The following is a 17,156-nucleotide window of genomic DNA, read 5'->3' as shown; positions in this document are numbered from 1 at the left end:
CCTCCCCCTTTCCTTCAGAGCGACAGCCCGGAACGCATGCTCGCGGCCGCTCAGCAGCGGCTTTTCGGAGCGCCTCTCAAGATCGAGGGACGCAAGGCCGGTCCCCGCCGGGCGGTCAGGTCAGCCAAGGCGAAGAGACGAAGCAAACTGGCGGAGGAGATCGGCGATAGCGGCGCGCGCATGGCGCTTGTTGCCGATGATGGTTTCGGGGACGAGCATGTCGCCTCGGCCAGACCCATGACCGCGTAGAGCGCGCCGACATGCCCGCCGTCGATGCGGCGGTCCGGGAACGCACAGGAGAGGACCGAAAAAATCTCGGGCTTTTCCCGCCTCAAGCAGCTAGCCACGCTGGCGAGAAAGACGCTTTTGCCATTGCCAGGCACGTCATCAAGCAGCACGAAGCTACTGATATCTCAGGCGCCCCAACATCTTCAGCAGAGCCATTCGCGTCAGTGGATCCAGTTCTCCACGGGAAGCGCGCGTATACGGCGAAACTCCCGATCATTTGCTGTGACCAGGGTGAAGCCGAGCGTATAGCAGTGCGCCGCGATCAGAAGATCGTTCGGACCGATCGGCTGCCCTGCTGCCTCCAGCTCTGCCCGGATTCCACCATATTCAGCGTCGGCAGGCATATCAAAGGGCAGAACCTCGATACCCTCGAGAATGGCTTCCACCTGGGCGAGCAGCCTTGCAGAACCCTTCTTGGCGCATCCATAGCGTAGTTCGGCGGCGGTGATGATACTCACGCAGACCGCATCCGCTCCGATCTCGACGATCTTTTCATAAATCGCGCCCTGCGGATGTCGCACGAGATCGGACACGATGTTGGTATCGAGCATGTAACGCGGTGCGCTCAAAGCTCCACATCCCGTAACGGAAGAAGCGCTGCGTCGAGATCGTCGGGCAGTTGATCTTCTGGCGGCAAGGGAGACAAGCCGCGGAGAATCTCGATCAGCCCACGCTTGCGCAGCGGCTCGATGATCAGCCGATCACCTTCCTTATGGATCAGAACTCTTTCGCCGGAAAATTCAAACTCCACAGGTATCCGCACCGCCTGATTGCGATTATTGCGGAAAAGCTTCGCCTCTCTCGGGGCATTGTGGGCTGCTGTGCCGGCCATGATCGTCCCTTATGTATATGCCAATATATATGCCAACATGGGCTCAGGTTCAATAGTCCCCTGATGCCTCGCCCTCTCAGTAAAGCGCAGGTCGTCATCAGGACCCACGGTCGTTCACCTGTCCTTGCGCCAACACTTCCCAGGCTCGGGCACATATATCAGCGAGTGCGCGGCAAACGCCTCAATCCAGTATCGGGGCTTGCCCGGCTTTAGCGCTCACCGGCAACGGGATTGGCACGGTCTGACCACTGGCAAGATTGATGAACGCGCCGGCATGATCGATGGAGCCGCGCGCAAGGAGATCGAACAGAAGCGCGAGTGCATGGCTTGCGATGACACGGTTGACGAATAGCGACTGGCGCTCGAGGGCGTCGGCAACCGAACAGGATGGCCTGTCGTCATCGGCCATGCTCTCGTCGGAAAGCTCCGGGAAAAATTCCAGCACCGTCGGCAGCCGACCAGGCCCCCGATTCACACCATCGCCCGGACAGCCAATGATAAATTGGCCGTCTCGGGCACGATTGCCCAGATCCATCCAATAAGCGGGCTTTCCCATCGCCTGGTCGATCGCCTGCCCTAGCGCCCCGCGTGCCGAGGCCGTGTCGACACAGCTGATCAGCATATCGACACCCCCGATGCCAGCCGCTGCGGGCGCGCGCCCGTGTATGGCTTCCCAAGCCAATCCATGCGCGAGATTGATCCGTTCCGTGAGCGTACGCGCCTTGGATTGCCCCAGATCGCAAGCAAAAAAGGGCTGCCGGCCCAGATTGGCCCCGGTCACAACGTCATCGTCGACAACGGTGACGTGGAGCGCGCGAGAGCAGATCGCACGCAGCGCCGTGTCGAGCGACGCCAGGCCCATCAGCATCTGCGCGCCACTACCCCCGCAGCCCACGAGCAGGACGCTGATCGAACGCCCGTTGAAATGGGGCGCGAGATAGTGGCGGCGGGACAGATCAGATGACATGTCGATCTCCTTCGAAGGGGCTGCACGGCAACGGAATGAAGAGGCCGGCCGCACACAGGCGCATCGCCATTACGGGCCCATCGGGATGGCCAAGCCGGCCGAGCACGAGTGACAGCTTCGTTGCATGCATGTCGTCGGCATTGTCGGTGGCGCTGAAATAGGCGGCGCCGCGGCCATGGCTGTGAATGTCGCAGATGAGGTGCCAGCCCGGTTCAATGATGGGCGGGCGGTAGACGAGCCGCGCAGGCGTCGCCTCCTCGATCTCGGGAAAGTTGGTGACGAACCTGCCGGTCGCCTCGTTCCAGAGGATGAAGGCGGCCGCCTCATGCGGGAGAGCACCATGGAAATGATCGACGATCGCTTCGAAATGCTCGCGCGGGACAAGTCCGCAGCGCAGTGCGGCACGCGGCATGCCCATGTCGCCATAGGGGAGATAGCCTGCAATGGGCGGCGTAACAGGCAGGTCGAGAACAAGCCATGGCCGACGCAGGATGAGCATCACGCCATCCTTGCCGACAGCCAGCCCATGACTGGTCCGCGCGTCCTGCAAAGCCTCGAGCGCCGGCGACCTGCCGTGTGGAGGGACCGCATAGCAGGGGATCGCTGCAAGTATCGCCGCCGCGGTCGGGTCCTTAGCGAGTATGGTCATCACGCTGCCCCGCGTGCGATAAGATCACCAACCGTCACCCCGGCATCGCCGCATGGCTTTCTCGCTTGCCGGCGGCCGGGGAGGAATGGCTTGAGGCGTCGGACCGGAAAGCGCGTTGCGCGCTGCGCCGCAAGCGCATCCCAGAGCCGGACGAGACCGCCTTTGCCGGTGAGCGTCAAATCCTGACCAGGGTTGGGATGGGTCGACCAGGAATCGAACACCGCGCTTTCATAGTCCGCGATGGATGCCACCGTCAGCGCCTTGGGCTTTGCGATGTTGCCCCAGCAGAGCTTGCCTTCGATGAATATGTTGAGGATCGGGGAATGCAGGACCGGCGTGTCAGCTGTTGGCCGGCAGCTTCGCGGCAGGGCATAGACGTCGAGCCCGGAGCGGGTCGCGATGAAGAGATGGGCAGGATAGGGCACTGGCACGCTCGTGCGCCCTGATAGCGCCTTGAGGTCCGCGGGCGGGTTGGACAGGGCAAAATAGCCTGTGCGCACCTGCTCCGCCGTCCACCAGGCCAGCATCTCGGGATGGGAGACAAGGACATTGTCGGGTAGGATTTCAGGCTGGACGCAGCGTCCCAGGGCCTGCGTCCAATGCCGCAGATGTGCCTGCGACAAGGGCTTCCCTGCGGCAATCGTCGGCCGGTCCAGATCGTCGCGTACAATTCCATGGATGCTGGCGAATGCCGGAGCCGCCAGCGGGGTACCATGACCCGACTGCCCGGCCGCCCCCCCGGACCTGTAGAGGAGAATGGCGTTGGTTAGCACTAGGCCGCCATCGGATTCTCCAAAATAGACGCTATGATTTGCCATGGGAGGCTCCCAGGATAGTTGGATCGAGCATGATCAGCTCCTGCGCAGTGGTGAGAAGCTTTACGCCGAGTTGAAACGAGGAGAGCCATCGGTCGATCTTGTCGGCTTGCGGGAGCACGCAGATCCCGGCCAGATCGAAGAAGCCATATTCCATGCCATGCTGCGCAACGTCGTCGACCTCGCGCGCGAACTGGTCGACCGGCACCAAAGTAAGCGGCGGCAATGGCGAGCATTCCTCGGTGCCCGGGAAATATTCGTAGGCGGTATCGAGATGGAACGCCCACGCATTGTCGTTCGGATCGAGGCGGTCAATCTGCCTATGCAGATGGTCGAGCCTCCTGATGATCCCGCGCAGCCTGGCTGGAAGGCTGCGCACGGACATCGCCTTGTCCCGGATCATCCAATCGGGGCGCCGATCGTTCATCGTGGATGGCAGGCTCAGACTGTCGAGGTCTTCGGGGTCAGCGCCGTGGCAGGCGATCATATATTCAAGCGCAGCAGCGTCGTCGGTTTCGCCTTCCCAATAATAGCGGGATATCTCCTCGAAGAGATCCTGGTAGGCAAAGACGGGCAGCACGCGGCTGAGCGTTCTCTCGAGCGCAGCGTAAGCCGCTGCCCGCCAGCTGATGGGGGCATCGCCTGTCTCGATCCAGCCAAGGTCAAGCTGGCCGATGCTCTCACAGGTGATGGTGACGACCGGCGATTGGTTTTCCTCGCCACTCAGGATAGCGATGCGCAGGTCGGCAAGTTCAACCGGTGCGAGAATGTCGAGCGCCACGGCGCGAAAGGCCCGCTCGATCCGACGGCGCGCCTCAACGCGCGTACAAGCTTCCTGCGCACCCTCTCGACCCGCCACCCAGCGCCCAAGCAACTTGTGGTGCAGAGCCAGCGGTTGGTCGAAGATCGCCGGAACGTCCGCGCCGAGCGCGACCATGCGCCCGGCAAGATCAGCCGAGCGGTGGGAGGCGGAAACCGGCTGGCGGCGCGAGGCGGTCGGACACATGCTTTTGCGTGATCGGCCCATGGCAGAGTTGGGCATGAAGGGCCTGAGCTTGCTTGCTGCAGACTGGCATGGGGTCACGATTCTCGTCGCCATCATGTGCCTCGATCCATTGGAGGAGCGTCTTGCGCGGTGCTGGCTCGATCGCCCCGCTTTGCTTGCGCGACACGGTCAGCCCTTGGTGCCGACGGCGCGGCGATATTCAGTCACATATGCGCCGCCCGATATGCCGGCATCGATCGTCTCGGCGTTCAGGATCGCTGGATAGAGGGTCGCATGATAGGAGCGCAGGCTTTGGGGATCGCTCGCGAGATGCGGGGGAACCGGGAGATCGATGCCGTCGTAGCGATAGGCCCTGGTGAGATGATCGATTTGCATGGGGGTAACCTCCTGTTTCTTGATCGGACTGCGGTGTGGCCAGGCTGGTCAGAACAGAGTGGCAGGTTCATCCGCTCTGGCCCCGGCCGGGGGATTGCTCGCTACCGCCGGCTTCGCGCTGTGCGCGGGCGCGGTTGGCCTCGCCACCGCCTTGGGCCTGGCCGCCTCCGCGGCAACGGTCCTGGCCGCTTCGGCAGAGGCGCGCTGGTCGGCGATCTGATCCCCCAGTGTCCTGCGCGTGGCGATGAGCTGCCCAAGAGCGCCGTCGGCTCCCCTGGCGAGCTCGGCATCAATCTCTGCGGCGCTGGCGGTGAGCGAGATCGGCCGGCTCTCGCTTGCCTCAAGTTTCTGGCTATCCCCCACGGCCTTGCGCGGAATGACGGTCAGGGTGACGATATCGTCCGGCCCGGCAATGAGGTCGAAGGCGAGCGAGTAGCGCGAAAGCAATGGGAGCAGACTGGCGATCAGCATGGCGATTGATCCTTGTTGGGCTGGCAGGAGTGCGATCAGGCGGCAATCGACGATTCTTTGAGCGGCGTCTCCTCTTCGGGCGGCGGCCCATATTGTCCATCGAGCGTCATGGCGGCCGGCAGGCGGCCGGCCCAGCTGAACCCCGGACGATTGAGCATGGCGACGAGGAGCTCGCTTTTCTTGCCGGCAAGCAGTTTGGCGAACGCCTTTGGACCGATATGGGTGATCAGTCCGCATTCCTGCGCAATGAACATCAGTTCATCCTTGGTGTAGCGTTCCAGGAATGCCTGATCGACCTGCCAGATGTCGCGAACATCCACTTCAAAGGTCCGCGCCAAATGTGCCACATGGGCGAAGGCCTGGACGTCCTTTGCGTAAGCTGCGCCGATGATCGAGAGGATGTTGGCCGCGCGAGCCGGTGCAAGCGCCAGGATTTGCGCGATCTTGGCCTGATAGTCGAGCCCTGGAAATTCAGGCCCGACCAGCACGCCCGAGCGCGACGTCAGCGTCTCGGGCTTGATCTGCGAGAGGGTGCCCGACATCGCGGCAATGAGGATCGCTGCCTGGGCATGAGCGGGATTGGCCGCAAGGGTTCGCGCGAGCGCCGTCCGCCACATCGCCTCACGAAGCTCGATGGTGCGGGCAGCGATCGAGGTCGCGCTGACAGCTGCCTTGTCCCGCGCCACCGGAGCGATCACGGCGCGGGCCGGTGTTTCGGGCGGGCCTGCCGCCGGCGTCTCGATCCCAATATTCCCGCCAGCCTGAGCCATCGCCTCCTGATCGCAAGCGGCCGACGTAATCTTATCTTCGTCGTCGTGCCCCTCATCCCCATCGGCACGACTGGCCCCGACGTCCGCCTGCACCTGCACCGACGTCTGCGCCTGGAGGTCGGTCCGGGTCAGTTCGGCGGCTTGCATCTTGAGGTCAAAACAGCCTGGATTGGTGCAAAAGCCATCCTCGACATGGGTCTCGAAGAGCACATGCTGGGTCGTCGAGTTGAACGGACAGGCGGTGCATTCAGTCTTGTCGAAGCAGGCAGCGCCGAGATTCTGGGTGACCCGCATCAGCAGATCTCGGGTCTTCGAAACGTCAAGGCCAGCTTTCAATATGGTGTCGAGCGCCTTTTCCTGTTTGTCCACGGGAATGACGGCGAGCAATTCGGCATGGCCGATCTTGATCCGACGCTCGTCCAGTGCGCATTTGACCGGCTCACAGAGTTCTGCGAGCGCCAGACGCCGCGCGAGTTTGGAGGTGGACCAGCCAAGCCGGCGCACGGCCTCGGCGCGGTCGTTCTTGCAGGCCGCTAGCACGCGCACGGCGGCATCGGCCTGTTCGGTTTCCGATGCGTCGTCGCGGATATCATTCTCGTCGATTGCCGCTTCGAGCGCCTCCTGGTCGGACATCTCGCGAATGATGACGGGTATCGAACCCGAGGCACCGAATACTTCCCGGGCGGCTCTCCAGCGACGTTCGCCAAGGACGATGGCGAAGAGGTCGCTGCCATCGGGCGCCGGCCGTACGATGATGGGCTGAAGGACACCGCGCAATCCGATCGACACGACGAGTTCATCATGCTTTCTCCGACTGAAATAGCGGCGAGGATTATCGCCTTTGACGATCCTGCTGATCTGAAGCGTCGCGACATCCGAAGGGATTGATGCGGCCAATGCTTGTCTCCTCATTTTCTGGGCGCGTCGGACCAGGGTGCTGATCGCTTCCCGCACGCCCTTCCCCACCCCCCTCCCTCCTTCTCCAGCAAGCGTGTCAGACCGCCGGGAGAGGGAGCAGATGTGCAAGGCGCAACAGGCAAGAGCCATCGGCTCAGCGCAGCAGGGCCGGCATATCTGGCAAGGTGCGGCCGGCCCTCGTCCCTATCCCTCTCCTGGCTGTAAGGAGCACGTCGTTCCAGTCGTTCAGGCCCCACCAGGGCCATATCGTCTCGACGAAACAGCGTCGCGCCTCATAGGCTAGCCGCGCACGCAGCTCGGCCTTCCGTCCGGCGCCATCAGCGTCGGGCAGAAGGACAAGATGTTCTATTCCGGCAGGCAAACTGAGCTGGTGCAGGCGCTCGCTTCCCAGCGCCGCCCAGACCGGAAAGCCCAGCAACAGGGAGGCGGATTTAGCGCTCTCGACGCCCTCGGCAATCCCCAGTTTGTGCGTTGGAGCCCGCAACCTCACGGCTCCGGACAGCGGTCGCCCCAATGTCCGCTTGGGACGCAGGAGATCCTGCGCCAGATTGCTTCCATCCGCCTCGAGAAACAGCCGCTGGAGAGCGACAATACGGCCGCGATCCTCAACCCCGGCCAGCAATGCAGGCCTGAAGCGCACATCGCGCCCCCGTCCGAGCGGCGTTCGAGGATGCCATCGCAGGCTCTTAGACAAAGTATGGATGCCACGGTTGCGCAGATAGACCTGGCCTGGACTCGACGCCACATCGCGCGCCTCCTGCCAGAGCGCCCGGGCGATGTCGCCGGTTCTGTCTGGCGCAAGAGCGCTGGTCGCATCCCGGTCCGATCGCTCCACGGGTACGTCCAGCGCCAGGTGCCGGATCGCCCGCAAGACTTCCGGGGGCGTGCAGCCGGCGAAGCATTTGAAAAGGAGGCTGCTGTGCCCCACCCGCACGGACAGGCTGGGCGTGTGGTCGTCATGCGCGGGGCAACGGCACATGGCCCCGTGCGCCTGCCAGGTGCCGCCAAGCCTTTGCACCAGTTTGGCGGCCGCCATTTGGAGGGAAATCAGGTTCATGGGCATTCCTCGCGCAGCATCAGCCCAATCCCCACCTCCCTTCCCCTTCAGCCTGTCTCCACCAAGTATAAAATCGTGCGCCTAAGTCTTTTTCAATCATCGACAAAGCAATTGGTACGAAGGCCATAGTCCAGCATCCGGACCTTCTCCGCTTCATCTTTGAAAGCTTTCGCCTGATGCTTTGGAGGCCGCGATTCTGCGGTTCAAATGAAGGAGCGTGACATGAAGAAGAAGACCGTCCGCAGCCGTCGGCTGATCGATTTGGGCGCTGCAACGACCGTGACGAAGGGTGGCGGCAACAGCCTCACCAATGACGGCGTCAGCGGGCAGCGTATCTATGCGCCGAGCCTGACCGCCGAGTGATCGGCTCCGGGCGTGCGCCCTGCGCGCGCGCCCGGATTTGGAGCATTGTGCCATGTCCTATGGACTGCGTCCGTCCCTATATCATGTCTGGCTGAAAGATGATGTGATCCTCCTCGACCTGTATCATGACAGATATTTCGCATTGCCGCAGGAAGCGCGTCCCTTGTTCAAACGGGTGATCGAAGAGGGCAACGAAGATGAAGATGAGCTTGCCGTTCTTAGCCGGGCTCTGGGTGGCGACGCCCTTTGTTGGATCGATCACGAAGCCCCCGATCATCGAGCAGGACATCTCCAACCTGTTCGTTGCCTGGGTATGGGAACTCAATCAGTGGCTCCAGGAGCGGCGCTCAGGGCGATAGGATATCGCTGCCAGTCCGGCCTGTGGCTTCGATTCTCATCGTTAGAAGAAATCATAGCCAGACTGCAAAAGCGCAAGGCTGGCGTCATCGCCGAGGTCGGAAAGGATGATGCAACTGGCTCGATCGCCCAGGCCTTTCAAAAAATCGCACCCTTGTTTCCAATGGATGATCGCTGCCTGAGCACGTCCATCTCCCTGATCATGGCGCTCTTTGATCGTCACCTTCCAGCGACTTTCGTGATCGGGGTTCGGGCCGGACCTTTCGCGGCTCATTGCTGGGTTCAGCAGCGAGACCTGCTGATCAACGACGACCTCGAGAAGGTGCGCACATTCTCGCCGATACTGGTGATTTGAGATGGCCGTTCGCTACCTGCTCATCATCGATCGGAGCGAGGGGGATATCCCGCCAAAGTTGGTCGTTCCCGCCGGTTTCACAAGGGTCGAGGTGGAGGCACCTGGCACATTCTACATCAATGATCCCGCCGCTTTTCGACCGGGTGAATCTGGTGACTATAGCCTGTTAGGATTGTTCTTTTCAGGCAATTGCGCGCCGCCTGATCATCTCGAAACCGGTCGAACTCTGCTGCAGCGAGGATGGGGCGCATTCGTCGCCTTTCGTGCGGACACGGGCGGATATAGCTTCATCCGCGATCCCTCCGGTCAGTTGCCCTGTTTCTTTCGTACCGTCGGGCCACGCTGCTACATCGCGTCCGACATCGACCTCCTGCGTCAAGCAGATGGCCGGGACATCCCTGTCGACTGGGATGAAGTGAGCGACACGCTTCTCTTCACCAACCATTTCGCCGATCGCACCGCCTTGCTCGGAATCACTGAACTTCTGCCCGGGCAGGAATTGCGTGTCGACCAGACGAGTGAACAGGTGTTGACGGCCTGGACCCCATGGGACCATGTGACACCCGCGATCATGTGTCCGGACGTTGCAGTCACCAGTTTGCGCAACGCGTTCGATCGGGTTTTTCAGGCGCTTGCCAGCCATCACCAATCGCCGATCATCACCGTGTCTGGCGGGCTGGACTCATCCATAGTCGCCTTGGGCATGTCGCAATTCAGTGATCGGGCGAAGCTGTTCACTTTCTTCACACACGACGACCCATTGGGTGACGAGCGCCATTTTGCGAAGGACATCGCGCACGCCTGCTCTGCTCCGCTGATAGAGGCACCATATCGTTTCCCCGATTTTTCGACCTGCTGCAGGACCGAAATGTTCCTGCCTCGCCCGACACTGCGGAGCATAGCTGGCCTGGTAGATTCCATGCTCCTCGATCAGGCATTCGTCGGGGGGCATAGCGCGATACTGGGCGGCTATGGCGGAGATAATGTCTTTGCCATGACGGCGTCTGGCTATGCATTGCGGGACTGCGTGGAAAGTCGTCGACCTGTCGGCGAAATTGTCAGAACCATGCGTGACCTCAGGCGTCTGACTGCTGCTTCCTATCTTGATCTTGGACGTCATGCCGCTCGGGTCTGCATATCGCGCCAGAGATATTCATGGCCACGCGAGGTCAAATTTCTGAGCAGGGATGCTGCAAGCAAGGTGAAACCGGTACGATATCACCCTTGGATGGAGGCCCCAGACGGAGCCTTGTCCGGTTCGAGGGCGCACATCGCGGCAATCATCCGCAGCCATAACTTCCTGCAATGGTTCCCCCGAACCGGTTCTGCCGAAAATTTGTCGCCCCTCCTTATGGCGCCGATCATGGAAGCCTGCCTCTCCATACCCAGTTGGATCTGGTGCGCTGATGGCCGCGACAGGTCCATCGCAAGGCGGGCCTCTCCGTCACTTCCTCAATCCATCGCCTATCGAAAGAGCAAAGGGTCTCCGGTAGCGCTGCACACGCGATTTTTCGAAACCTATCGCCGCGAACTGAGTGATCTTCTCTGCGATGGCATGCTCGTTAAGAAGGGAATAGCTGATAGGGACGCGATCTTCAGCTACTGCGCGCTACCAACGCCCGTTCGAGATCTCGCCTTCTTACGAATCCTGGAAATTGCAGATGTCGAAATTTGGTGCCGGCAGCACTCCTCGTGAAAGGCATATTTTCAATGCCGTTCACGTCTATCGGTCCGTCTCAGGAGAGGAAGCGAGCATGTCTGGAACGGGACCTTTGCCGTCTTTGACCAGATGATAGTCGAACCATGCGATGTTCCGGAGATAGCTGGCCCTGCGATGCGCTGGCTGCCAGAAAATATGATACTCATCCGGGAACACATATAGGTTCAATGGCTTTTTCGCCTGCCTGAAGGTCGCTTCGACTTCGAGGGTCTGAAGATATTCTCGATCCGCAGTCTGAATGAGAATTGGTACATCGATCTGCTCGGCATTCAGTGAAACGGAATACTCTCTGGTGCGCTCACTGCTTCGATCTTCCAGGCGTGGAAAGCCGGCGGTCGTCGCAACGTCTGACAGATAGGGGCCGATGGTCACATTGACACCCATTGTGTCGCTGCAGCAGGTACCCATCGAGACGGCGCGAAATGTCTTGTTGTGGATGAAGGTATAAGTGGCCTTGTCCACCCCATCGCTGAATCCAGTCAAACCCACCCGTTCAGGATCGGCAATGCCCTCGTCGACAAGCATCGAGATGGCCGTCATGATGGACGAGGCGCCGCTCCTCTTGTCGCTCCAGTCGGCAAAGCCACGCCGGTCCACCTCGGCCTGATCGACTGCTGGGGCCAGAGCGCCTGTGTGCTCCGGGCGATTGTAGACCAATACCGCCATGCCTTTTGCGGCGAGAGGATAAACTGGAAAGAGGTCACCCGTGCCACCTCTCAGAAAGCCACGTGATTGATATCCCACTACCACAAGAGGGAGGCGAGAAGGCCTGTCGCGCGCTACTGGCAGTACCAGATCCCCATAGCATTCCAGCCCAATGTCGTTTCGCCAGTGCAACCGACGAACATTCCCAATTTTTGCCGCACGCCATTCAGGATTGGGGTCGAACAAATCTCGCTGGGTGCCGGTTGCATAGTCGATAAGCACCAGTCGCCTTGGTGCCTTCGAACTCTCTACGGCGCAGATGAAATGAGCCGGCGTCGCCCGACAACCGGTCAACAGATCTGAGGTGACCAGCATCTGTCGTCGGGTTCCACCTCGTAGGTCCCATATAGAGAGGCTGGTCATGCTCCCGCCCCATCCCGCAGGACTGGCGATAATCAGGCTGTTCTCGTCACGCCACCAGATCTTTCGAGCGATCGCACATCTTATGTCTCTACAGGCATATTGCCTGCCGTCATGCATGGATGCGAGAATTTGCCTGGGCCCGTTGATTGTATGAGCGCTCTGGTACGAGATGTGCGCCGTGTTGCCGTGCAGATCTTCGGCCGTGGCGACTATGTCAGGGCTGCTGTCGAACGCATCGGAATGGGCGATCTCGCGAGACTTTCCGTCTGCGAGCGCGACTGCAAATGTGCGGGCCGGTTTCAGCGTTGGAAATGGCGTTGAGCGCCATTCCGGCATCCAGCGCATATCGAAGCGATATCCGTTCATCCCCTCCTGCGCGACAGCCTGCGCCGCGGTCAACTCGTCCGGGCGCGACACATAAATCAACTCGCTTCCATCGTCGCTCCACCGGACGGATCTGACATCGACAGGCGAGTGCGTCACCTGGACAGCTATTGCGCCCGCTATATCATGACGCATCACCTGAACGATCCCGTTTTGCCGCTCCAGATAGGCGAGTGACCGCCCATCCGGAGACCAGCGGGGCACCAGGGTGGAAATCACGCCGCCACCATAGTCAGTGAGGTTCGCAAGGTCGTAACGAACCAGAAGCACGCCGCCCTGCACCATTATCGGATCACTGACCGATCGCGACCTGACGTCTATGATGACGAAGCCCTGACAATATTCGTTTCTGTCGGCGTCGGCTCTCCGCAATGCGACCGCGACCTTTGTGCCGTCGGGTGAGACTGAAAAGGGCGGCTCCATATCGGCGAGCCCCCCGATATCGCGCAGGTTCATCAGCACGGCGGCATCGATCTGTTGCGGGAGAGACATGTCATGGTCCGGTATCAAAGCAGACCTACAATCGACCGACGCTGGAGCCGCGCCGGCCGCGGCTGCAACGAGCATCCAAGTCAACATCGTCAGAAACTCTTGGTCAGGGAGAGGCTCAGATAGCGACCGATCGCTGAATAATTGGTCGAATCATACGGCGCATATATGACTGAAGCTTGGCGGATACGGTCCGGCATCTTGTCGAACAGATTGAGCGCCGTGGCCTGAATATCGATCCCGCCGGCCTTGCTTCCCAAATGATGCCTGATCGAGAGGTCGAAAGTAGTCAGGCCGGATACTTTGTCAGTTTCAGTGAGCCTGTTGTCGGTGACGCCTCCGATATAGTTTGCGATCAGGTTGATCATGAGCGCGCTTCGTGACCAGCCAAGACCGCTGCGCATCTTGAACCGGGGTGGATTGAAAATCGTGCCGGAAAGGTCGATCGGTCCGCTGGCCGGAAAAAGCTTCCGGCTTGTGTCCAGGTAGCTCGCATTGCCGTACAGTTCGAACGATCCTGCATCAGTCAGTTCGAAACGGTAGCGCACAGCCAGGTCGATGCCCTTGATCCGATCCTGTGCGACATTTCGATATCGCGCGTCCATTATGGCGTACACGCTGGTAGGATCGAAAGGCGTGCCGAACCCGGTCTGATCATCGAGGCCAGTCGGTGACAGGGCGATTGCCGATGCAATCGCTTCCGCGCCTGGCAGCAAATTGATGAGGTCGGCAAAGGCGGGATCGATCAGGGCGCGGCTCCAAGATGCGATCGGGGCCACGACGCGATTGCTGTAATTCACCTTAAACGCGCTGACTGATGCCTCAAGCCCGGGCATAGACTGCGGGTGCAGGACGAAGCTGGCTGACAAGCTACTTGCTTTCTCGGGCGACAAGTCCGGATTACCGCCATCGATCAGTATGACCGTCTGGCCCGGAGGGGCTTCTCGCTCGCCACGCAAAGTCCCTTCAAGGAGATAGACCCAAGGGGGATTGATCCGCTGATACAGTGTCGGTGCCCGGAACGAGCGGCCCCAGCTGAGCTTGAGATCAAAATCCGCGGTCGGTCCCCAGATCAGGCCGAGCTTGGGAGTCGCCAGACGCCCGACGCCCGGATAATCCTCATATCGAACGGCAGCCTCCAGGGTCGCTCGAGCATCATCGCAAACGGCGCTTCTTCTCCACGGTCGAACTGGTCAATGCGCTCGAACAGGAAAAGGCCCAAGGAAAAGCGGAGCAGATCGCTGGTAGGATGGCCCACTCCGATCTCGTCATCCTCGACGAGAGGCTGAAGGCTTTTCGACGCAGTTCCTGTTGCCGCTCAACGACCTAATTGACGCGTTCAATCGCTCACTGCTGAGCACCCCCGGCGAAAGCGTGCAGTTCAAATCGGCCCACACGGTTGAGCGCACATCGCTTGCCATGCGGCTCCGTTACGCTGACCCAATCGAAAACGCCCAGTACCAGACGGATCTACCGCCACAGCTGGTCCTGAGCGAAGGGCAGATGGCGGCGAACGGCTTCAGCATATTGTGCGCCGCGAGCACCGCCTATCGATGGTCTCGCTGGCGGGCCTTGCTGCTCGACGATCCGCTTCAGCATAACGACATCATTCACGCGGCGGCATTCGTCGACGTCATGCGGAACCTAGTCGAAATCGAAGGATATCAACTGCTCATGTCCAGCCACAAGCGGGACGAGGGGGAGTTCATCGCGCGAAAATTCGATGCGGCAGGGCTTCCCTGCACTGTTGTCGAACTGACCGCCGTGTCTAAGGACGGCGTGCGCTCGGCGCCTCCGCGTCACAATGCGGCCGCGCGCCGATTGCTGAATGGTCCGGAAACTCGCTTCGGGACGCCGGCGGCTTGACGCACGTATCGTAATCCCGTCAATGAGTCCTCCGCTCGAGCTCGATCAGATCCATCGCTACATCGTTCACCTGCTAGGAGAGGCGTTGGCTTTGGCGAGAGGCTTCGGAAGGCCCGACGACTTTGTCATCCCTCCGATTGTTATAGAATTGCTCTCATATGAATAGTCGTAATAGAGGTATGGACTTGCTTTAGGTCTTGAATTGAGCGGCCGCTTCGTCCGGAACCGGTCATTCGCTATCGACTTCCAAAACGACGGGTTTGTTCCAAGCCCTGCCTATCGCGGTCGCCTCTTTGTGGCCGTTCAGCTGCCGATTTTCCGTTCCCAAGTGCGGCCGGTCCGCTATGCCATGCTGGATGCCCAAGACCTGACCGGTAGAGCTTCCAGATCACAAATGGCGGAAGCAGCCGCCCGCACGGCGATGGTTGGTTCCGTGCCAAAAGAGACTTCGTCGGCCGGTCGTTTGTCCAAATCGGCCGCTGCCGCGCCAACACCTAGCTGCCGCCGAGCTCGTCGCTGGCCGAGATGGCGTTGGCCGCTTCGTGTCTGGCGACGAGATCGTCGATCATATTGTTCAGATTCAACCCGATCCCCGCGATGTTCGGTTGCAGCTGAACATAGCGGGAGAGGGCCTTTAGCCTCTGTAGAAGCGGCGCAACCGCGGCGGGCTCCCGCTCGGAGGCAATGTCGTCCAACGCCTCTTGTATCGTCACAATATGCTGAAGCCTCAGTCTCTCGAAATATAGCTCCGACGTCACCGCAGCTTTGAGCAGATCGCGGGCATCGCTGAGCGCTTCTGGATCGCGCCGCGCGAGCGCGATATAGAAGAAGGTGAAAGCATGATCGGCCCGCTCGGGCACCTCGAGTTTCGTCACCGCGACGCGGCGGATCAGCGCATACGCCTGGTCGGTGTTGCCAAGATACAGTTCGCATTCGGCTTCGAAGGTCCGAAGGGCCTGATCGGGCCCTTCTTCAAACGCCCTTCGATAAGCTTCGATTGCTTCCTGATAGCGCTCAGCATAGCGCAATGCATCGCCGAGCTGCCGGCCGACTATCGCACGGCCGCTGGCGGTCAGCTGCTCCTTGTCGTCGGCAAGCGGTACCAGCCGGGTGACAGCCTCATCAAGGAAGGCGCGATCATGATCGATAACGCCTCGGCCCTCCAGAACTTTGCAGAACCAAATGATGGCGTTGACGCTGAACGGCTTTTCAGCTTCGGCCGCACGGCCGACAGCGATGGCCGCTTCGAAGCGCGCGGCCGCCCCCGTGTCATCACCCGCCATCAGTAGCTGAAAGGCGTAGGCGCCGCGATACTGCAATTTGTCCGCCAAGCTGCGCGTGCGCGAGACGATCGCGTCATAAAAGTCAAGGTGCTCGGAAAGACCCATCGCATTTCCGTGAAGGTCGACGTGGATTTGCAGCAAATCCACGTCCTCGCAGGCGGGCGTAATATCCAGGCCAGCGATCTTCTCGGCGGCGGCAACGCGATCCCCCTGCCAAAGGGCGACGATCCCGCGCTGATAGGCAAGCTTGGCCCGCCATCGCGGATCGTCAATTGCGCTTTCAATATCGTCCAGCAAGGCCGGCAAGCGGTTGAGCCAGCCTAGTCTGCCATAAAGCCACATCAAATTCTCGAGATGGGCGTTCAAAGCATTGACGTCGACGAGCATGAGTTGGTCGCGTGAATAGATCGGGTGCGGGACGTCCAGCGGCACCGTATGGCTAAGGTGCCAGATACGATACTGGGTGATATCTGCGCGGACATGCAGCAAGGCCGCAAGCCTCCGCTCCGCATTCGCATCCGCCTGCCAGACTCTTCCTACCTGCCTGTTGGGGATGCGCTTCGCACAACATTTTCCGAAGCGCTTCATCGATCCGCAAAGGCACGGCGCCTTGCGATCGGGAAGAAATGGACGATAGGGCTTAACCGGCGACTTGAGCATCTGTCGCTCATAGCCCGATTATGGTCTCACGAGAATTGGGGTAAGCGGGGCCTGGAGACCGCAGATCAGGCGGCTGCGGCGATCGGTTGCTGATCGGTCCGCCAGTTCCACGGCATGAGTTCATCCCAGCGAGTAGCAGGCCAGTTGCCAGCGATCCTGGCGATGACGTCGGCGATATAGGCCTGTGGTTCGAGGCCATTGAGTTTGGCGCTCTCGATGACGGAATAGATGGCAGCGGCGCGATCGCCGCCTGCTTTTGAACCTGCGAACAACCAGTTTTTGCGACCCAGGGCCACGCAGCGCATGGCGCGCTCGGCTATGTTGTTATCGATTTCCAGACGTCCATCATCGAGAAAGCGCGTCAGAGCGACCCAGCGCTTGCGACCATAGGCAATGGCCTTGGCCATCTCGGATTTGGGCGAAAGGCGGCGCAGGGCATCGTCGAGCGCCTGGCGCAGTTCGT

19 protein-coding genes and 1 pseudogene are annotated in these 17,156 nt (G+C 60.6%); 6 read left to right on the top strand and 14 right to left on the bottom strand.

Going from position 1 to position 17,156, the window contains the following annotated elements; genetic code table 11:
* Positions 1-36 precede the first annotated feature (36 nt).
* Positions 37-249, top strand: a complete 213-nt coding sequence (locus F4U95_RS24985; protein WP_161600426.1) for a hypothetical protein — start codon at positions 37-39, stop codon at positions 247-249.
* 200 nt (positions 250-449) lie between these two features.
* Here F4U95_RS24985 and F4U95_RS21535 read toward each other — a convergent pair whose 3' ends face one another.
* The 10 genes from F4U95_RS21535 to F4U95_RS21485 all read right to left on the bottom strand — a co-directional run bounded on the left by F4U95_RS21535 (position 450) and on the right by F4U95_RS21485 (position 8,148).
* Positions 450-839 (bottom strand): type II toxin-antitoxin system VapC family toxin, encoded by a 390-nt coding sequence (locus tag F4U95_RS21535; RefSeq protein WP_120253357.1) that lies wholly within the window; start codon positions 837-839, stop codon positions 450-452.
* Positions 840-853: 14 nt separating this feature from the next.
* The gene (locus F4U95_RS21530; protein ID WP_120253358.1) at positions 854-1,120 is read right to left on the bottom strand and encodes an antitoxin; all 267 of its coding nucleotides are present in this window, start codon (positions 1,118-1,120) and stop codon (positions 854-856) included.
* Positions 1,121-1,301: 181 nt separating this feature from the next.
* Positions 1,302-2,087: a PRTRC system ThiF family protein gene (locus F4U95_RS21525; protein ID WP_120253359.1), complete on the bottom strand. Its 786-nt coding sequence runs from the start codon at positions 2,085-2,087 to the stop codon at positions 1,302-1,304.
* The gene (locus F4U95_RS21520; protein ID WP_170267513.1) at positions 2,077-2,736 is read right to left on the bottom strand and encodes a PRTRC system protein A; all 660 of its coding nucleotides are present in this window, start codon (positions 2,734-2,736) and stop codon (positions 2,077-2,079) included. The genes F4U95_RS21525 and F4U95_RS21520 overlap by 11 nt, the downstream gene beginning before the upstream one ends.
* Complete coding sequence (locus F4U95_RS21515) at positions 2,736-3,554, bottom strand: PRTRC system protein B (protein WP_120253360.1); 819 nt, start codon at positions 3,552-3,554, stop codon at positions 2,736-2,738. The genes F4U95_RS21520 and F4U95_RS21515 overlap by 1 nt, the downstream gene beginning before the upstream one ends.
* Positions 3,541-4,653 (bottom strand): hypothetical protein, encoded by a 1,113-nt coding sequence (locus F4U95_RS21510; RefSeq protein WP_246171672.1) that lies wholly within the window; start codon positions 4,651-4,653, stop codon positions 3,541-3,543. Before F4U95_RS21510 ends, F4U95_RS21515 begins: the two co-directional genes overlap by 14 nt.
* A gap of 72 nt (positions 4,654-4,725) precedes the next feature.
* Positions 4,726-4,932, bottom strand: a complete 207-nt coding sequence (locus F4U95_RS21500; RefSeq protein WP_120253362.1) for a PRTRC system protein C — start codon at positions 4,930-4,932, stop codon at positions 4,726-4,728.
* A gap of 48 nt (positions 4,933-4,980) precedes the next feature.
* Complete coding sequence (locus F4U95_RS21495; RefSeq protein ID WP_120253363.1) at positions 4,981-5,403, bottom strand: PRTRC system protein E; 423 nt, start codon at positions 5,401-5,403, stop codon at positions 4,981-4,983.
* Positions 5,404-5,438: 35 nt separating this feature from the next.
* Positions 5,439-7,085: a ParB/RepB/Spo0J family partition protein gene (locus F4U95_RS21490; protein WP_211364029.1), complete on the bottom strand. Its 1,647-nt coding sequence runs from the start codon at positions 7,083-7,085 to the stop codon at positions 5,439-5,441.
* A 139-nt stretch (positions 7,086-7,224) separates the two neighbouring features.
* Positions 7,225-8,148: a DUF7146 domain-containing protein gene (locus F4U95_RS21485; RefSeq protein WP_232016361.1), complete on the bottom strand. Its 924-nt coding sequence runs from the start codon at positions 8,146-8,148 to the stop codon at positions 7,225-7,227.
* 222 nt (positions 8,149-8,370) lie between these two features.
* On the opposite strand from F4U95_RS21485, the gene F4U95_RS24660 reads away from it, so the two are divergent.
* Genes F4U95_RS24660 through F4U95_RS21475 form a run of 3 tightly spaced genes read left to right on the top strand, consistent with a single transcriptional unit; the run spans position 8,371 to position 10,919 of the window.
* Positions 8,371-8,511: a hypothetical protein gene (locus tag F4U95_RS24660; RefSeq protein ID WP_161600425.1), complete on the top strand. Its 141-nt coding sequence runs from the start codon at positions 8,371-8,373 to the stop codon at positions 8,509-8,511.
* A 52-nt stretch (positions 8,512-8,563) separates the two neighbouring features.
* Positions 8,564-9,223, top strand: a complete 660-nt coding sequence (locus tag F4U95_RS21480; protein WP_120253366.1) for a lasso peptide biosynthesis B2 protein — start codon at positions 8,564-8,566, stop codon at positions 9,221-9,223.
* A gap of 1 nt (position 9,224) precedes the next feature.
* On the top strand, positions 9,225-10,919 hold the full coding sequence (locus tag F4U95_RS21475; protein WP_120253367.1) for an asparagine synthase-related protein: 1,695 nt from the start codon (positions 9,225-9,227) through the stop codon (positions 10,917-10,919).
* A gap of 27 nt (positions 10,920-10,946) precedes the next feature.
* Here F4U95_RS21475 and F4U95_RS21470 read toward each other — a convergent pair whose 3' ends face one another.
* Both F4U95_RS21470 and F4U95_RS21465 read right to left on the bottom strand, forming a co-directional pair.
* A complete protein-coding gene (locus tag F4U95_RS21470; protein WP_211364028.1) occupies positions 10,947-12,962 on the bottom strand; it encodes an Atxe2 family lasso peptide isopeptidase in 2,016 nt (671 codons plus the stop codon).
* 14 nt (positions 12,963-12,976) lie between these two features.
* A complete protein-coding gene (locus tag F4U95_RS21465) occupies positions 12,977-13,981 on the bottom strand; it encodes a TonB-dependent receptor domain-containing protein (protein WP_232016666.1) in 1,005 nt (334 codons plus the stop codon).
* Between the two features lie 56 nt (positions 13,982-14,037).
* On the opposite strand from F4U95_RS21465, the pseudogene F4U95_RS21460 reads away from it, so the two are divergent.
* Together F4U95_RS21460 and F4U95_RS21455 are read left to right on the top strand one after the other, a co-directional pair.
* Positions 14,038-14,166, top strand: a pseudogene (locus tag F4U95_RS21460) (ATP-binding protein); the annotation flags it as partial.
* Positions 14,167-14,195: 29 nt separating this feature from the next.
* A complete protein-coding gene (locus F4U95_RS21455) occupies positions 14,196-14,750 on the top strand; it encodes a P-loop NTPase family protein (RefSeq protein ID WP_120253370.1) in 555 nt (184 codons plus the stop codon).
* Between the two features lie 494 nt (positions 14,751-15,244).
* Here the strand turns inward: F4U95_RS21455 and F4U95_RS21450 are convergent, their stop codons facing one another.
* Together F4U95_RS21450 and F4U95_RS21445 are read right to left on the bottom strand one after the other, a co-directional pair.
* A complete protein-coding gene (locus F4U95_RS21450) occupies positions 15,245-16,693 on the bottom strand; it encodes a hypothetical protein (RefSeq protein WP_150426840.1) in 1,449 nt (482 codons plus the stop codon).
* A 65-nt stretch (positions 16,694-16,758) separates the two neighbouring features.
* On the bottom strand, positions 16,759-17,156 hold a 398-nt coding region (locus F4U95_RS21445), incomplete at its 5' end, for an IS66 family transposase (RefSeq protein WP_150426839.1).

The organism is Sphingobium limneticum, assembly GCF_008710165.1.
In the GTDB taxonomy this organism is placed as follows: Bacteria; Pseudomonadota; Alphaproteobacteria; order Sphingomonadales; family Sphingomonadaceae; genus Sphingobium; species Sphingobium limneticum.
Note: the sequence above shows the minus strand (reverse complement) of the source record. Positions and strands in the feature narration are given on the sequence as shown.

Coding starts and splice junctions, on each gene's coding strand:
- F4U95_RS24985 (WP_161600426.1), top strand. CDS start 37: ATGCTCGCGGCCGCTCAGCAGCGGCTTTTCGGAGCGCCTCTCAAGATC.
- F4U95_RS21535 (WP_120253357.1), bottom strand. CDS start 839: ATGCTCGATACCAACATCGTGTCCGATCTCGTGCGACATCCGCAGGGC.
- F4U95_RS21530 (WP_120253358.1), bottom strand. CDS start 1,120: ATGGCCGGCACAGCAGCCCACAATGCCCCGAGAGAGGCGAAGCTTTTC.
- F4U95_RS21525 (WP_120253359.1), bottom strand. CDS start 2,087: ATGTCATCTGATCTGTCCCGCCGCCACTATCTCGCGCCCCATTTCAAC.
- F4U95_RS21520 (WP_170267513.1), bottom strand. CDS start 2,736: ATGACCATACTCGCTAAGGACCCGACCGCGGCGGCGATACTTGCAGCG.
- F4U95_RS21515 (WP_120253360.1), bottom strand. CDS start 3,554: ATGGCAAATCATAGCGTCTATTTTGGAGAATCCGATGGCGGCCTAGTG.
- F4U95_RS21510 (WP_246171672.1), bottom strand. CDS start 4,653: ATGATGGCGACGAGAATCGTGACCCCATGCCAGTCTGCAGCAAGCAAG.
- F4U95_RS21500 (WP_120253362.1), bottom strand. CDS start 4,932: ATGCAAATCGATCATCTCACCAGGGCCTATCGCTACGACGGCATCGAT.
- F4U95_RS21495 (WP_120253363.1), bottom strand. CDS start 5,403: ATGCTGATCGCCAGTCTGCTCCCATTGCTTTCGCGCTACTCGCTCGCC.
- F4U95_RS21490 (WP_211364029.1), bottom strand. CDS start 7,085: ATGAGGAGACAAGCATTGGCCGCATCAATCCCTTCGGATGTCGCGACG.
- F4U95_RS21485 (WP_232016361.1), bottom strand. CDS start 8,148: ATGAACCTGATTTCCCTCCAAATGGCGGCCGCCAAACTGGTGCAAAGG.
- F4U95_RS24660 (WP_161600425.1), top strand. CDS start 8,371: ATGAAGAAGAAGACCGTCCGCAGCCGTCGGCTGATCGATTTGGGCGCT.
- F4U95_RS21480 (WP_120253366.1), top strand. CDS start 8,564: ATGTCCTATGGACTGCGTCCGTCCCTATATCATGTCTGGCTGAAAGAT.
- F4U95_RS21475 (WP_120253367.1), top strand. CDS start 9,225: ATGGCCGTTCGCTACCTGCTCATCATCGATCGGAGCGAGGGGGATATC.
- F4U95_RS21470 (WP_211364028.1), bottom strand. CDS start 12,962: ATGCTCGTTGCAGCCGCGGCCGGCGCGGCTCCAGCGTCGGTCGATTGT.
- F4U95_RS21450 (WP_150426840.1), bottom strand. CDS start 16,693: ATGCTCAAGTCGCCGGTTAAGCCCTATCGTCCATTTCTTCCCGATCGC.